1 protein-coding gene is annotated in these 1,395 nt (G+C 78.4%); it reads right to left on the reverse strand.

Annotation, left to right across the window (positions count from 1 at the left end; genetic code table 11):
- Positions 1–212: 212 nt before the first annotated feature.
- A partial coding sequence (locus tag CCN72_RS12815) for an RDD family protein (protein WP_107430095.1) occupies positions 213–1,395 on the reverse strand: 1,183 nt, incomplete at its 5' end.

A 1,395-nucleotide genomic window follows, 5' to 3' on the forward strand; every position in this document is an offset into this window, starting at 1 on the left:
GCCGTCGTCCGGGGGCGGGGAGTCATACGGTGAGCCCTGCCCCTGGTTCGGCGGGGGCGGCTTCCTGAACGGGTCGTCCTCGGGTGGCTGCTCTCCGGAGCCGGGGGGCGGTGCGCTGCTCATGGCCCGAGTGGATCGCGAACGCCCCGGCTCCGCATCCGACGGACGGCCGTACGGGGTACGGGGTACGGCCGTTCCGCCGATGGCCCGGGTCAGCCCGCGACGAAGGTGTGCGCCGCCTTGTCGTGCCAGCACTGGTGCCAGGGCCGGTCGAACAGGCACCACAGCACGCCCACGATCCCGATGCCGAGCAGCCCCGGAACGCTGTACACCAGCCAGCGGCGCAGCGCCGGGGCGAAGGCCGGGGGCTCATGGCCCTCGATGTCGCGGACGTCGAGGCCGCACAGCTTCTTGCCGAGGGTGCGGCCCCATCTGACGGTGGGCAGCACCTCGTAGAGGACACCGAGGACGAGCAGGACGGCGAGGACGATGCCGAGGCTGGTGCCGGTGGTGCCGTCGAGCAGCCAGACCGTGACCTCGTGCCCGGACTGCCGGGCCGCGTCGACCTTCTGCTGGATGTGGTCGAGGGCCCGGGTGCCGAGCGGGACGGCCGCGACGGCGGTCACGGCGCCCACCACCACGGTGTCGATCAGCCGGGCCGCGAGCCGCTTGCCGAGTCCGGCGGGGCGGGCGGCGGCCCCTCGGCGCGCCGCCGCCTGGAAGATGTCCTCCACCGGTGGCTTCCACGGCGCGACGGGCTGCTCCTCCGCCGCGCCCCCGGCCAGTTGGTGCACCTGCTGCGCCCAGGACCCCTGTCCGGGCCCGCCCTGAGGCGGCACCTGCGCGGCGGCGGGCGCGGGCCCCCGGTTCTGGGGCGGCTGTACGGCGCCGAAGCCGGGCCCCGGGACGGGGGCCGCGGGCGTGGCGGGCGCCGGGGGCGACGCGGGGGTCGGCGCGGCGACCGGGCCCTGGGTGTGGCGGCCGGGCACATCGGCCTGCTTCGGCGGTACCGGGCGCATCGTCATCGTGCCGTCGTCCGTACGACCGGTGACCGGACGCCGGAAGACGAAGGTGCCGGGGTCGGGAGCGTCGCGCTCGGCCGGCGGGATCGTGGCGGTGCCGTCGGCGCGCTCGGCCCGTCCGTCGGGCGGTGCGGTCCCCTCGGCGGGCACCCGGGGGTCGGCACCCCAGGGGGCACCGGCCTGCGCGGGCACGGATGCCTGCCGCGGATCGGCGGGCCCGGCCTGCTGCCCGGCGGCGGCACTCTGGTCCCAGGGGCCGCTCTGCCCCGCCCTGCCGCCCCCGGCCGGCAAGGGGGCCGCCCGGGGCAGGCCGGGCAGCCGGGCGGCCCCCTTGCCGGCCGGGGGCGGCGCCCGGGCGGCCCGGCTGTCCCGC

Source organism: Streptomyces murinus, assembly GCF_002154555.1.
GTDB classification, from domain to species: domain Bacteria; phylum Actinomycetota; class Actinomycetes; order Streptomycetales; family Streptomycetaceae; genus Streptomyces; species Streptomyces murinus.